Raw genomic sequence first — 13,653 nt, 5'->3', positions numbered from 1 at the left:
GGGCGCGATGCGCGCCCGAACTCCACACACCCGGCCGCATCGCGGAGCGGGCGGCGACCACCGATCTCAGCCCGGCGGGCGCGGCACGGGCGTGAGTGGGCAGCTCATCGCGGTGAGCCGGCGGGGCGGCCGCCGTTGTGGCCGGGGGCTGCGCCGCCCGTACGAAATCATGGTTCTCAGGCTTTGAGGTCGCCGTCGATCGTGGTGACGGCGTGGCCGCTCAGAAGGGTACGGTCGCCGCGCAGGCCGACCCGGACCGTGCCGCCGCGGCGGGAGGCCTGGTATCCGATCAGGTCGGCACGGTCGAGGCGGGACGCCCAGAACGGGGCCAGCGCGGTGTGTGCGCTGCCGGTGACCGGGTCCTCGTCGACCCCTACGGCCGGGCCGAAGAAGCGGGACACGAAGTCGTGGGCCGGGTCGTCGGAGGCCGCCGTCACGATCACGCCGCGGCGGCTCAGCCGGGCCACCTCGCGCAGGTCGGGCGCGACGGCCCGGACCGTCTTCTCGTCGGCCACCTCGGCCAGCAGGTCGTCGGTGAACGGGCCGGTGTGGTGCACGGAGACGATTTCCGTCCCGAGCGCGGCGGCCAGCGCCGGGTCGACGGGGCGTGGGCTCAGCGGGGCGGTCGGGAAGTCGAGGGTGATCAGCCCGTCCGGGGCCGCCGAGGCGGTGAGGATGCCGCTGCGGGTGCGGTAGCGGAGCGGGCCGGCCGGATTCAGCGTGTGGGTGACGGCCAGGGTGGCGTGGCCGCACAGGTCCACTTCGACGGCCGGGGTGAACCAGCGCAGCGCCCAGTCGGCGCCGGAGCCGGGCGGCAGCGGGTGGGCGAAGGCCGTCTCGGCGTGGTTGACCTCGGCCGCGACCTGGAGCATCCACTCATCGAACGGGAAGGCCTCGCCGTCCAGGATCATCACACCGGCGGGCGCCCCGGAGTACGGGCGGTCGGTGAAGGCGTCGACGATTCGGATTCGCATGCCGCCGACGTTACGGACTCCGTGCTCAGCTCTCCATGGGACGGGGGCCGAAGACCGGTCGGCCGCGCAGGCTTCCCGGGTCTCGGGGTGGGCCCGCCTCGAGCCAGGAGAGGAAGCCGGTCACCGTGGTCTCGGCCATGGCGATCTCGAGGTCGGCCGAGGTGGTGCGGCAGCGCAGGACCACCCAGTGCCCCGGCATGGTGAGACGCTCCGGGCCGGTCGGCAGGCGGCGCTCCTCCACCGTGAGGCCACGGCGGTCGAGGACCCGCTTGGGGCGGATCGCCAGGCTGAACATGCGGTGGAACCGGAGCTCGTCGCCGACGAACTGGCCGAGCCCGGGCGACCAGCCCCGGCCGGGCACGATCGTGTTGATGCGCACCTGGAGACGAATGGTTCCGCCGCCGACCATGAGCAGGCGGCGGCGGAAGAAGATCGCGAAGAAGAACGCGAGCAGCGCGACGACGCAGATTCCGGCGATCTCCAGAATCCGCATCGGCGGAGTCAGTGCGACTCGGGCGTGGCGGGCGTGGCGCTCTCGGCCAGCACCGTGACGCCGTTGGCGTCGATGGAGAGGAAGCCACCGGCCACGTCGTAGGTCAGCTGCTCGCCACCGGCGAGCTTGACCCGGACCTGGGAGGGCTCTTTCAGCAGACCCAGCAGCGGGGAGTGACCGGGGAGCACACCGATCTCACCCTCGGTGGTGCGCGCGACGAGCATCTCGGCCTCGCCGACCCAGACCTTCTCCTCGACGGCGACGACCTCGACGTGCAGCTGGTTGGCCACGCTGTCTCCCTTTTACGCTGCGATCCGGTTGGGTGAAGTCTAATCGGCGACGAACGCCGCCGTGGTACGGGGTGGCAGGTCAGCCGTCGGCGGCGGCGTACTCCGGGTGATCGAGCAGGAACGCGCCGATCCGGTCTTCCCGCACCGCCTGGAAGAACTCGCCGGTGGACGGGCTCAGCTGTTCGCCGAGGTATCTCCCGTTGTCGAACAGCCCACCTCCGGGCAGCTTGACCAGCGTCATGTCCCCGGTGTTGATGCCCTGCAGAGCCATGCCCCAGTCGACGACGCTGTTGCCGCCACCGTCGAAGGTGAGCGAGCCGCCGGCCGCGTCGAGCACCTTGAGCAGCTTGGTGGGGTCGGTCACCACGTCCTTGCTCATCGCCTGTTCGGCCATCGCCTTGATGAACTGCTGCTGATGCCGCTGCCGGTCGTAGTCACCGTTGGGCAGGCCGTACCGCTGGCGCACGTAGTCCAGCGCCTCCCACGCCTGGAGGTGGTAGGTGCCCTTCTTGTAGATCTTCTGCGGACCGACGTACGGATGGTCGCAACCGCCGGCGGCACAGCCCGCGCTCTTGGGCCGGGTCTTGCCGTCGGGTTGAAGGTGCTCGGACTTCACGGTCTGGTCGATCGTCATGGTGACGCCGCCCATCGCCTCGACGATCTTCTTGAAGCCGCCGAAGTTGATGATCGCGCCGGCGTCGAAGTCGCGGATCCCGGTGACGCCGCCGACCGTCTCGGCGAGCAGTTGGAAGCCCTGCCCGACGTCGTGCTTGCCGCCGCCGACCGCGCTGCCGAACGACATCGCCGAGTTGATCTTCGCGGTGGTGCCGTTGAAGCCGGTCTTGTCGAAGGCGGGAATCTCCACGTACAGATCCCGGGGGATGGAGAAGAGGAACACCTGATCCATGGTCGCCGGGATGTGCGCCACGATGATCGAGTCGGAGCGCGGGGCCTGCGAGTCGTCGCGCGGGTCGATGCCGGCGAGCAGGATGTCGATCGGGCCCTTGATGTCGGCGGGCTCCTTGGTGGCGCCCGGGGCCGGGTCGCCGATCAGGGTGCCGGGAGCGTCGATCTTCCCGCTGTACCTGGCGAGCAGCGCCTGCCCGGAGACGAGCACACCACCGCTGACCGTCATGAGCACGCAGCCGGCGCCGGCACAGAGACGGGCCCACAGCGGCGCACGCCGGCCTTGGGAGGACTTTGCCACGCGGATTCCCCACTCTTGCCGTCCGGAGACCCCGGACGGGCCACGGGATCAAGCGAATGCGCGGCCAAGCATACCCGCGCGGCCGGATGACGGCGGCGGACCGGAAATCCCCGGAAAGCGCGAAGCCGCGCCGGCGTAACGCCGGCGCGGCCCCACTGCTTACGGGCTGGATCAGCCCTTCATCAGCTCGTGCGCGTTCTTCTCGAGGTCCTCGAGGCCACCGCACATGAAGAAGGCCTGCTCCGGGAAGTTGTCGTACTCACCCTCGGCGATCTTCTTGAAGGCCTCGATGGTCTCCTTGAGCGGGACCGTCGAGCCGGGGACGCCGGTGAACTGCTCCGCCGCGTAGGTGTTCTGCGACAGGAACCGCTCGATACGACGGGCCCGGGCGACCGTGACCTTGTCCTCCTCGGAGAGCTCGTCCATACCGAGGATGGCGATGATGTCCTGCAGGTCCTTGTACTTCTGCAGGATCCGCTGCACCTCGCGGGCGACCGCGTAGTGCTCGGCGCCGACGAACTCGGGCGCGAGGATACGCGAGCTGGAGGCCAGCGGGTCCACGGCCGGGTAGATGCCCTTGTCGGAGATCGACCGCTCGAGGTTCGTGGTCGCGTCCAGGTGGGCGAACGTGGTGGCCGGCGCCGGGTCGGTGTAGTCGTCGGCGGGCACGTAGATCGCCTGGAGCGAGGTGATGGCCTTGCCCCGCACCGAGGTGATCCGCTCCTGCAGCTCACCCATCTCGTCAGCCAGAGTGGGCTGGTAACCCACGGCCGACGGCATACGGCCGAGCAGGGTGGAGACCTCGGAACCGGCCTGGGTGAACCGGAAGATGTTGTCGATGAAGAGCAGCACCTCCTGGTTCTGGACGTCCCGGAAGTACTCCGCCATGGTCAGGGCGGTCAGGGCGACCCGCAGACGGGTGCCCGGCGGCTCGTCCATCTGGCCGAAGACGAGGGCGGTCTTGTCGAGAACGCCACCCTCCTCCATCTCCAGGATGAGGTCGTTGCCCTCACGGGTGCGCTCGCCGACGCCGGCGAACACCGAGGTGCCACCGAAGTTGCGGGCCACCCGGATGATCATCTCCTGGATGAGCACCGTCTTGCCCACGCCCGCGCCGCCGAACAGGCCGATCTTGCCACCACGCACGTACGGCGCGAGCAGGTCGAGCACCTTGATGCCGGTCTCCAGCATCTCGGTCTTCGGCTCGAGGTCCGCGAACGCCGGGGGCTTGCGGTGGATCGACCAGCGCTCCTGGATGTCCAGCGTCGACGGGTCGACGTTGAGGACCTCGCCGAGGGCGTTGAACACGTGGCCCTTGGTCACGTCACCGACCGGCACCGAGATCGGCGCACCGGTGTCGACGACCGCGGAGCCGCGGACCAGGCCGTCGGTCGGCTGCATCGAGATGGCGCGGAGCAGGTTGTCACCCAGGTGCTGGGCGACCTCCATGGTCAGCTTCTTCGTGCCGCCGGAGAGGGTGACCTCAACGTGCAGCGCGTTGAAGATCGCGGGCATCGCGTCACGGGGAAACTCGACGTCGACGACCGGGCCGATGACCCGGACGACGCGGCCGACAGCGGTCTCCGCCTTAATGGGCTCAGCAACAGCAGTCATCACACATCACTTCCCGCCGCGGCCAGCGCGTTGGCGCCGCCGACGATCTCACTGATTTCCTGGGTGATCGCAGCCTGCCGCGCGGAGTTCATCTCGCGCGTGTACCGCTTGAGGAGGTCGTCGGCGTTGTCCGACGCGCTCTTCATCGCCCGCCGGCGCGACGCCGACTCGCTGGCCGCCGAGTCCAGCAACGCCGAGTAAAGGCGGGTGTTGAGGTACTTCGGCAGCAGAGCCTCGAGCAGTTCGTCGGCCTCCGGCTCGAACTCGTAGGCCGCCTTGAGCTCGGAGGACTTCTCGTCCTGCTGCTCGACCTGCACCGGTGCGAGAGGCTTCGCGTTGGCGGTCTGCGTCATCAGAGACTTGAACTCGGTGCTCACGATGTGCAGCTCGTCGACGCCCTCGATGTTCTCCGGGCCGAACGTGCCGTCCGCGTCCGATCCGGCCGCGAACGCCTCGATCAGGGCGTCACCGATGCGCTTGGCGTCGGCGAACGACGGGCGCTCGGAGAAGCCGGTCCAGCTCGCGGCCACCGGCCGGTTGCGGAACTTGAAGTACCCGACGCCCTTGCGGCCCACGATGTACATCGCCACGTCCTTGCCCTCCGACTTCAGCTGAGCGATCAGCTGCTCGGCGGTACGAATGGCGTTGGCGTTGTAGGCGCCGGCCAGGCCCCGGTCACTGGTGATCAGCAGGACACCCGCCCGCTGGACGCGCTCCCGCGCGACCAGCAGGGGGTTGTCGACCGAAGCGTTGGTCGCCAGGGCGCCGAGGACCTTGGTGATCGCCTCCGCGTACGGCCGGGAGGCGTGCACCCGCTCCTGCGCCTTGGCGATCCGGCTGGTGGCGACCAGCTCCTGCGCCTTGGCGATCTTCTTGGTCGACTTGACGGTTCGGATACGCCGCCGCAGCGCCTGTACCTGACCGGCCATGACTAGCTACCGCTCTCGGTCGAGCCGCTCTGGAAGACCTTCTTGAACTCGACGACGCCGGCCTTCAGGCTCTCGACGTTGTCGTCGCTCAGCAGGTTCGTCGACTCGATCGCGGTGTAGACCTCGCTGTTGTGCTGCTTGAACCACTGCAGGAACTCCTGCTCGAAGCGGCGCACCTCACCGACCGGGATGTCGTCGAGCTGACCGGTGGTGCCGGACCAGATCGAGATGACCTGGTCGACCGTCGAGTACGGCGAGTACTGCGGCTGCTTGAGCAGCTCGACCAGACGGACGCCCTTCTCGAGCTGGGCACGCGACGCCTTGTCCAGGTCGGAGGCGAAGGCCGAGAAGGCCTCCAGCTCACGGAACTGGGCCAGGTCGAGACGCAGTCGGCCGGAAACCGTCCGCATCGCCTTGACCTGTGCCGAACCACCCACGCGGGACACCGAGGTGCCGACGTTGATGGCCGGGCGCACGCCGGAGGCGAACAGGTCGGACTCGAGGAAGATCTGGCCGTCGGTGATCGAGATCACGTTGGTCGGGATGTAGGCCGAGATGTCGTTGGCCTTGGTCTCGATGATCGGCAGACCGGTCATCGAGCCGCCACCCAGCTCGTTGGAGAGCTTGGCGCAGCGCTCCAGCAGGCGGGAGTGCAGGTAGAAGACGTCACCCGGGTACGCCTCACGGCCCGGCGGGCGGCGCAGCAGCAGCGACACGGCGCGGTACGCCTCGGCCTGCTTCGTCAGGTCGTCGAAGACGATCAGGACGTGCTTGCCGTTGTACATCCAGTGCTGGCCGATGGAGGAGCCGGTGTACGGGGCGATGTACTTGAAGCCGGCCGGGTCGGACGCCGGAGCCGCGACGATCGTCGTGTACTGCAGCGCGCCCTGCGCCTCCAGGGTGCCCCGGATGCTGGCGATGGTGGAGGCCTTCTGGCCGATCGCCACGTAGATGCAGCGAACCTGCTTCTCCGGGTCGCCGGAGTCCCAGTTCGCCTTCTGGTTGATGATCGTGTCGATCGCGACCGTGGTCTTACCGGTCTTACGGTCACCGATGATCAGCTGGCGCTGGCCACGGCCGATCGGCGTCATGGCGTCGATCGCCTTGATGCCGGTCTGCAGCGGCTGCTTCACGGGCTGGCGGGCCATGACGTTCGGCGCCTGCAGCTCCAGCTCGCGGAAACCCTCGTTCGCGATCTCGCCGTGGCCGTCGATCGGGTTGCCCAGGGCGTCGACCACGCGGCCCAGGAAGGCGTCGCCCACCGGGACGGAGAGGACGCGGCCGGTACGCTTGACCGGCTGCCCCTCTTCGATCTTCGCGAAGTCGCCCAGGATCACGGCGCCGATCTCGCGGACGTCGAGGTTCAGGGCGACGCCCAGGGTGCCGTCGGCGAACTCGAGCAGTTCGTTCGCCATCGTCGAGGGCAGGCCCTCGACGTGCGCGATGCCGTCGCCGGCGTCCGAAACGATGCCGACCTCTTCACGCGTGAGATCGGACGACGTGGCGGACGAGACGTAGCGCTCTAGCGCCCCCCGGATCTCGTCCGAGGAGATGGTCAGCTCGGCCATCCTCTGCCTTCTCTGTCTAGCTCGGAGCGTCACCGCCGCCGAGGGGGCTTCTCGATGGAAATCGAGGGGAACGGACTATCTAGCGAACGCCTGCTTGGCCTGGTTCAGCTTGCGCAGGACCGTGCCGTCGTAGAGATCGGAGCCGACCCGGACGCTGACACCGCCGAGAATCGACGGGTCCACGTCCACCTTCAGCGAGACCTCGCGGCCGTAGAGGGCGGACAGCTTCGCGGCCAGCGACTGCTCGTCGGCGTCGGTGAGCGGCTTGGCAACCGTCACATACGCCACCTCGCGGTCCCGCTTCGCGGCGGTCGCCTCGACGAGCCGGGCCAGCGAGGCCTGGAAGCCCCGGCCACCGAAGCCGGTCAGCGCCACCTCGACGAGGCGGCCGGTGGCCACGTGCACCTTGCCCTTGAGCAAGTCCTGAACCAGCTTAACGCGCCGCTCGACCGGAGCACTGGCGTCACTCAGCGTGACCGCCAGGCTGGAGTCGCCCGAGACGATCTGGCCGAACCGGAACAGTTCGTCCTCCACGTCGGCCAGCTTGCCCTCACGGTCCGCCGAGGCGAGCAGGGCGTCCACGCCCAGCCGCTCGGTGGCGTCGAGAAGCTCGGCCGGACGCGAGAAACGGCCCGCCACCAGGGCGGACACCGCGTTCACGGTGGTCTCCGAGACCTTGCCGGACAGCAGCGAGGCGACCAGGTCGGCACGGTCGGAACCGGGCCGCGACGGGTCGGTCAGCGCACGGCGCAGCCGGGGCTGGGCCCGCAGCAGGCCGGCCACCGACAGGATCTCGTCGGCAACCGTCGCCAGCTGCGGAGCCGTGGCCGTCGCGGTGCCCGCGACGAGCCGGTCCGACGCCTCGCCGTAGGCCTCGCGGCTTACGCTCGACGCCATCAGCGCTGTCCCGCCGTGTCGAGGTCGGCGATGAACCGCTCGACGGTGCCACGGGTACGGGCCTCGTCGGCGAGAGCCTCACCGACGATCTTGCTGGCCAGGTCGACCGCGAGCGTGCCGACCTCGGACCGGAGCTCCCGGACGATGGACTCCCGCTGGGCGGCGAGCTGCTCGTTGCCGGCCGCGATGATGCGGTCCGACTCCTCGCGAGCCTTGGCCAGCACATCCTGCCGGATGCCCTCGGCGTCGGCCCGGGCCTCGTCGCGGATGCGAGCTGCCTCGGTCCGCGCCTCGGCGAGCTGCGCCTTGTACTGCTCGAGCAGCTGGTTCGCCTCGGCCTGAGCGGTCTCGGCGCGCTTGATGCCGCCCTCGATCGCGTCCACCCGCGCCTGGAAAGTCTTCTCCATCACCGGGAAGACGAACTTCATCAGGACGAAGCAGAGCACCGCGAAGGCGACCGTACCGACCAAGATCTCTTCCCAGATGGGAAGGATCGGGTTGTGCTCGGCGGCACCCTCTTCCGTGGCCGCGGCCAGGTAAAGGTCGATCATGGAAACCTCCTAGTCGAGGTTGAGATCAGAGTCCGGTGCCCTGCCAGATGAAACCGAACGCGATGCCGAGGAGCGCGAGCGCCTCGATCACGGCGAAGCCGATCCAGACGAACGGCAGGGTCAGGCGGGACGACTCCGGCTGGCGGGCGGTCGACTGGATGTAGGCCGAGAAGACCAGACCGACACCGATGCCGGGGCCGATGGCGGCGAGGCCGTAACCGATGGCGGCGGTGCTGCCGGTAAGGCTGGCCAGAATCTCCATTACCAATTCCTCCTGGTATCTCGCGTGACTGTCACGCGGGACGACAACGGGGTGCTACTTGAAGATCAGGTACTTATGAGATTTGTTCGCGGCGGTGGAGACCCTGGGGTCTCACCTCGCTGCATCCGCTTGTCAAGGTAGGCCGCGAAAAACCTCACTCAGTGCTCGTCGGCGAGCGAACCCTGCACGTAGCTCGCGGTCAGCACCGTGAAGACGTAGGCCTGCAGGCAGATCACCATGAACTCGAGGAAGGTGATCGCGATGGTGAGGGCCCAGGACAGCACGGAGACCGGGGCGAGCCAGGCGTTCGCGCTGATCATCGCGAAGCCACCGAGCGTGAACACCAGCAGCAGCATGTGACCCGCGAACATGTTGGCGAAGAGACGAACCGCCAGCGAGAAGGGCCGCACGAGGAAGTTGGAGAAGATCTCGATCGGGATCAGCAGCGGCAGGATGCCCACCGGAGCGTTCGGCTTGACCGCGTGCACGAAGTACGCCAGGCCGTGCTTCTTGATACCGACCCAGATGAACAACACGTAGCTGATCGCCGCGAGGACCGCCGGGAAGGCGATGTGCGACATCGGCGAGATCTGCACCAGCGGAACGATGCCGAAGAAGTTGTTGACCAGGATGAACATGAAGAGCGTCGTCAGGTACGGCGCGAAGCGCACACCCTGCGGGCCGATCATGTCGACCGCGATGTTGTTCCGCACGAAGCCGTAGATGCTCTCGGCGATCCACTGCTTCTTGGTGGGAACCAGCTGCGGCTTCCGGTACGACGCCAGGAAGAAGATGATGATCCCCGCGACGGCCACCCAGACCAGCACCGTGATCTTGGTGAACCAGTAGGCGTCGTGGGCGCCCCACGGCAGGATGCTGGGCAGGTAGAAGTCCTCGACATCGGGCGGGAATGCCGCCGCGAGGACCGTCGACTGACCGATCACCATGGCCCTTTCCTGTCAGGCGCCGAGACACGGCGCACGATGAGGTACACAGCGCCGGCGACCCCGAGAACGGCGCCGATTCCGGCGAAGATGCCCGTGGTTCCGACGTAGTGGTCGACAAGCCAGCCGATCCCGCCCCAGGACAGAATCCCGGCGATGAGATACGACAGAGCGGTCATGCCCGCACCTGAGTCAGGAGGCGGGTTCGAACCGTCGTCACCGCGAGATTCGGGGGAAGGTTTCTGGCCGGTCATGACGGCCCGAACGATATCAGCAGGAAGCGCACAGCTAAGCGGGACCCCCCGCACAACCGTAGTTGTCCAGGCGTCAGGGGTCTCGCAACTGACTGGACACGGTACTCCTGTCGCGCCAAATCAGAACACGGCACAGCCGCAGGGGTCACCGGATCGTGGCCTGCTGCCATCTTCACATCGCCGACCTGGGCTTACGTAGGGCCCTAGGTCACTACCGAACGACCCGCCGGTGCACCCACCAGGCCTGCACACCGGTCCAGACCACCACGGCGGCGACGATGCCCCAGCCGAGGGCGGTCCACCCGGGCCAGGCGATGTTCACGCCGATCGCCAGGATGACTCCCAGCAAGGAGTATTTCACCACGTAGGTGAGCATTCCGAGCGGCATCAGCAAAGCCGGCCGGACCGTGTCCGCCCAGGCGATGACCAGGGTGGACATCGTGTAACTGATGGTCACGATGAGCACGCCGGCCGCCGCGCCCAGCGCGTGCTCCGGTCCACCGGTGAGGAAGCCGGCCGAGGCGGCGCACAGAAGCAACGCCATCGAGACCGCGGAGAGCAGCGGCAGGTGCTCGATCCGCCAGCCCGGGTCCGCCGGCGCGGCAGGTCGTTCCTCGATCGGCGCCTGACTCACCACGACTCCCTCCACCGGACACTGTGGCAGCGGGCAACGCTATCACCGCGCCCGGATCACCCCGGCCGCACATCGACCACCGGTTATCGCTCGTTAAGGCGCGGTCTCCGGAAATCCTCCCCGAATTGGATCGCGGTTGCGACTCAACGTGCCGGCGCGGAATCGATCGCCGATTCCGTGTCGAGCGGATAGGGCGGAAAGCCGCCGACGAGCTCGCGCACCGCGGCCGCCGTCTCCCGGATCACCGCCACGCCGGCGTCGGTCTCCGTGCCGTCGCGCATCACCCGGCCGATCAGACCGGCGATCCGCCGCATCTCGTTCTCCCTCATGCCCTGGGCCGTGACGCTGGGCGTGCCGACCCGGACACCCGACGCCACGGCGGGACGCAGCGGATCGTACGGGACCGGGTTCTTGTTCAGGGCGATCCCGGCCCGCGCGCAGCGCGCCTCCGCCTCCGCGCCGGTGATGCCCAGCTCGCGCAGATCGAGCACCCCCAGGTGGGTGTCGGTGCCGCCGGTGACCGGGCGCATCCCCTCGGCGGCGAGCCCGGCGCAGAGCGCCCGCGCGTTACGGACCGTCTGGTTCGCGTACCCCCGGAAGGCGGGTGTGCCCGCCTCGCGGAAGGCGACCGCCTTCGCCGCCACCGCGTGCATCATCGGCCCACCCTGCGCGAACGGGAAGACCGCCTTGTCGATCCGCTGAGCCAGCTCGGCCCGGCAGAGGATCATGCCGCCGCGCGGGCCGCGCAGCGCCTTGTGGGTGGTGCCGGTGACCACGTCCGCGTACGGCACCGGCGACGGCACCGCCCGGCCCGCCACCAGCCCGATGAAGTGCGCCGCGTCGACCATCAGGTACGCCCCGACCTCGTCGGCGATCTCCCGGAACCGGACGAAGTCGATCAGACGGGGATAGCAGGTGGCCCCGCAGATGATCAGCTTGGGCCGGTGCGCGAGGGCCAGCTCCCGCACCTCGTCGTAGTCGATCTCCTCGGTCTCCGGCGCCACCCGGTACGCGATCGGATGGAACCACTTGCCGGAGAAGCTGGCCTTGCTGCCGTGGGTGAGGTGCCCGCCGTACGGCAGGCCCATGGCCAGCACCACGTCGCCCGGCTCGGCCAGCGCCGCGTACGCCGCCAGGTTCGCTGACGTGCCGGAGTGCGGCTGGACGTTGGCGTGCTCCGCCACGAACAGATCCTTCGCCCGCTCCACGGCCAGCCGCTCGGCCCGGTCCACCTGCCCGCAGCCGCCGTAGTAGCGCTGGCCGGGGTAGCCCTCGGCGTACTTGTTGGCGAGCGTCGACCCGAGCGCGGTGAGCACGGCCGGAGAGGCGAAACTCTCGCTCGCGATCAACTGGAGAGTGCCCCGCTGACGGACCACCTCGTCCACGAGCACGGCGGCGATCTCCGGATCCTCACGCTCCAGTGCCGCGAAGTCCGGCCCCCAGAAGGTGCCCACCCTGGCCTCCCGAGTCGAAGGGCCTGCCGGTTCACGAGCATATTGCTTCGGAGGGTCGCTTCGTGGGCACACTGTGCAGTCATGCTGTGCTTGGTCACCGGAGCCACCGGATACATCGGCGGACGTCTCGCCCCGCGACTGCTCGACGCCGGGCATCAGGTCCGCTGCCTCTCCCGCAGCGCCGGCCGGCTCCGCGACGTCCCGTGGGCGGACCGGGTCGGCGTCGCCGAGGCCGACCTGAACGACCCGGACTCGCTGGCCGCCGCCTTCGAGGGCGTCGACGTGGCGTACTTCCTGGTCCACTCGCTCGGGCGGCGGGACTTCGAACGTCTCGACCGGGAGGCCGCCCACAACTTCGCGACGGCGGCGCGCGCGGCCGGCGTACGCCGGATCGTCTATCTCGGCGGCCCGGAGCCGCCCTCCGGCAAGCGACCCTCCGCCCACCTGCGCTCCCGGGCCGAGGTGGCCCGCATCCTGATGGACAGCGGGGTGCCGACGGTGGTGCTGCGGGCGGCGGTGATCATCGGATCGGGTTCGGCGTCCTTCGAGATGCTGCGCCATCTGACCGAGCGCCTGCCCGCCATGGTCACGCCACGATGGGTCGAGAACCGGATCCAGCCCATCGCGGTACGGGACGTGCTGCGCTACCTGATCGGCGCCGCGACGCTTGCGCCCGAGGTCAGCCGCGGCTTCGACATCGGCGGCGCCGACGTGCTGACCTACCGGGAGATGATGCAACGGTACGCCCGGGTGGCCGGGCTCCCCCGTCGCGTCATCCTGCCGGTCCGCCTGCTCAGCCCGTGGCTGTCCGCGCACTGGGTCGGCCTGATCACCCCGGTGCCGAACGCCATCGCCCGCCCGCTGGTCGCGAGTCTGGTCCACGAGGCGGTGGCCCACGAGAACGACCTGGCCACGCTGCTGCCCGGACCCGCGCCGCTGGGCTTCGACGAGGCGGTACGCCTGGCCCTCGGCCGGATCCGCGACGCCGAGGTGGAGACCCGCTGGTCCAGCGCGGCCGGCCGGGACGCCGCCGCCGAGCCGCTGCCCAGCGATCCGGACTGGTCCGGCGGCAGCGTCTACGTCGACGAACGGTGCCGGCCGGTGAACGCCTCACCCGACCGGCTGTGGCGGGTCATCGAGGGCGTCGGTGGCGAGAACGGCTGGTACTCGTTCCCGCTGGCCTGGTCGGTGCGCGGCTGGCTGGACCGGCTGGCCGGCGGCGTCGGGCTGCGCCGGGGCCGCCGCGACCGGCACCGGCTGCGGGTCGGCGAGGCACTGGACTGGTGGCGGGTCGAGGAGATCGAACCCGGGTCGCTGCTGCGGCTGCGCGCCGAGATGCGGGTGCCGGGCCGGGCGTGGCTGGAGATGCGGGCCGTGCCCGGGCCGGACGGCGGCAGCGTCTACCGGCAGCGGGCCGTCTTCCTGCCGCGCGGGCTGGCCGGGCACCTCTACTGGGCGTCGGTGCTGCCCTTCCACGGCATCGTCTTCAACGGCATGGCCCGCAACATCACCCGGACCGCCGAGACACGCTGAGCCCACAACCGGTGTGTGGATTTCGGGCGCGGAGCGCGCCCGAAATCCA

At 69.2% G+C, this 13,653-nt stretch carries 15 protein-coding genes; 1 reads left to right on the top strand and 14 read right to left on the bottom strand.

Annotation, left to right across the window (positions count from 1 at the left end):
- Nucleotides 1-176: 176 nt before the first annotated feature.
- The 14 genes from AB0I88_RS39710 to glyA all read right to left on the bottom strand — a co-directional run bounded on the left by AB0I88_RS39710 (nucleotide 177) and on the right by glyA (nucleotide 12,071).
- A complete protein-coding gene (locus AB0I88_RS39710; RefSeq protein ID WP_361037187.1) occupies nucleotides 177-974 on the bottom strand; it encodes a PhzF family phenazine biosynthesis protein in 798 nt (265 codons plus the stop codon).
- 25 nt (nucleotides 975-999) lie between these two features.
- Nucleotides 1,000-1,467 (bottom strand): DUF2550 domain-containing protein, encoded by a 468-nt coding sequence (locus tag AB0I88_RS39705; protein WP_361037185.1) that lies wholly within the window; start codon nucleotides 1,465-1,467, stop codon nucleotides 1,000-1,002.
- A gap of 8 nt (nucleotides 1,468-1,475) precedes the next feature.
- The gene (locus tag AB0I88_RS39700) at nucleotides 1,476-1,757 is read right to left on the bottom strand and encodes a F0F1 ATP synthase subunit epsilon (protein ID WP_361037183.1); all 282 of its coding nucleotides are present in this window, start codon (nucleotides 1,755-1,757) and stop codon (nucleotides 1,476-1,478) included.
- Between the two features lie 79 nt (nucleotides 1,758-1,836).
- Nucleotides 1,837-2,892 carry an LCP family protein gene (locus AB0I88_RS39695; RefSeq protein WP_361037191.1) on the bottom strand — a complete coding sequence of 352 codons (1,056 nt, stop codon included), beginning with the start codon at nucleotides 2,890-2,892 and terminating at the stop codon, nucleotides 1,837-1,839.
- Nucleotides 2,893-3,135: 243 nt separating this feature from the next.
- Nucleotides 3,136-4,581: a F0F1 ATP synthase subunit beta gene (gene atpD / locus AB0I88_RS39690; protein ID WP_361037181.1), complete on the bottom strand. Its 1,446-nt coding sequence runs from the start codon at nucleotides 4,579-4,581 to the stop codon at nucleotides 3,136-3,138.
- Nucleotides 4,578-5,507, bottom strand: a complete 930-nt coding sequence (locus AB0I88_RS39685; protein WP_361037179.1) for a F0F1 ATP synthase subunit gamma — start codon at nucleotides 5,505-5,507, stop codon at nucleotides 4,578-4,580. The genes atpD and AB0I88_RS39685 overlap by 4 nt, the downstream gene beginning before the upstream one ends.
- A gap of 2 nt (nucleotides 5,508-5,509) precedes the next feature.
- Nucleotides 5,510-7,075 carry a F0F1 ATP synthase subunit alpha gene (gene atpA, locus AB0I88_RS39680; protein WP_361037177.1) on the bottom strand — a complete coding sequence of 522 codons (1,566 nt, stop codon included), beginning with the start codon at nucleotides 7,073-7,075 and terminating at the stop codon, nucleotides 5,510-5,512.
- A gap of 75 nt (nucleotides 7,076-7,150) precedes the next feature.
- On the bottom strand, nucleotides 7,151-7,972 hold the full coding sequence (locus AB0I88_RS39675; protein ID WP_361037175.1) for a F0F1 ATP synthase subunit delta: 822 nt from the start codon (nucleotides 7,970-7,972) through the stop codon (nucleotides 7,151-7,153).
- Nucleotides 7,972-8,523, bottom strand: coding sequence for a F0F1 ATP synthase subunit B (locus tag AB0I88_RS39670; RefSeq protein WP_361037173.1), 552 nt, complete (start codon nucleotides 8,521-8,523; stop codon nucleotides 7,972-7,974). Before AB0I88_RS39670 ends, AB0I88_RS39675 begins: the two co-directional genes overlap by 1 nt.
- Before the next feature lie 25 nt (nucleotides 8,524-8,548).
- On the bottom strand, nucleotides 8,549-8,785 hold the full coding sequence (locus AB0I88_RS39665; RefSeq protein WP_183216792.1) for an ATP synthase F0 subunit C: 237 nt from the start codon (nucleotides 8,783-8,785) through the stop codon (nucleotides 8,549-8,551).
- A 158-nt stretch (nucleotides 8,786-8,943) separates the two neighbouring features.
- The gene (gene atpB / locus AB0I88_RS39660; protein WP_361037189.1) at nucleotides 8,944-9,729 is read right to left on the bottom strand and encodes a F0F1 ATP synthase subunit A; all 786 of its coding nucleotides are present in this window, start codon (nucleotides 9,727-9,729) and stop codon (nucleotides 8,944-8,946) included.
- On the bottom strand, nucleotides 9,726-9,908 hold the full coding sequence (locus AB0I88_RS39655; RefSeq protein ID WP_361037170.1) for a hypothetical protein: 183 nt from the start codon (nucleotides 9,906-9,908) through the stop codon (nucleotides 9,726-9,728). The genes atpB and AB0I88_RS39655 overlap by 4 nt, the downstream gene beginning before the upstream one ends.
- A 286-nt stretch (nucleotides 9,909-10,194) precedes the next feature.
- Entirely contained in the window at nucleotides 10,195-10,617 is a 423-nt protein-coding gene (locus tag AB0I88_RS39650; protein ID WP_361037168.1) for a hypothetical protein, read from the bottom strand.
- Between the two features lie 143 nt (nucleotides 10,618-10,760).
- On the bottom strand, nucleotides 10,761-12,071 hold the full coding sequence (gene glyA / locus AB0I88_RS39645; RefSeq protein ID WP_361037166.1) for a serine hydroxymethyltransferase: 1,311 nt from the start codon (nucleotides 12,069-12,071) through the stop codon (nucleotides 10,761-10,763).
- A gap of 81 nt (nucleotides 12,072-12,152) precedes the next feature.
- Between glyA and AB0I88_RS39640 the strand changes: the two genes are divergently transcribed.
- Nucleotides 12,153-13,604, top strand: coding sequence for an SDR family oxidoreductase (locus AB0I88_RS39640; protein WP_361037164.1), 1,452 nt, complete (start codon nucleotides 12,153-12,155; stop codon nucleotides 13,602-13,604).
- Nucleotides 13,605-13,653: the final 49 nt, after the last annotated feature.

The organism is Actinoplanes sp. NPDC049802, assembly GCF_040656595.1.
In the GTDB taxonomy this organism is placed as follows: Bacteria; Actinomycetota; Actinomycetes; order Mycobacteriales; family Micromonosporaceae; genus Actinoplanes.
This window is presented reverse-complemented; position numbering and strand designations above follow the sequence as displayed.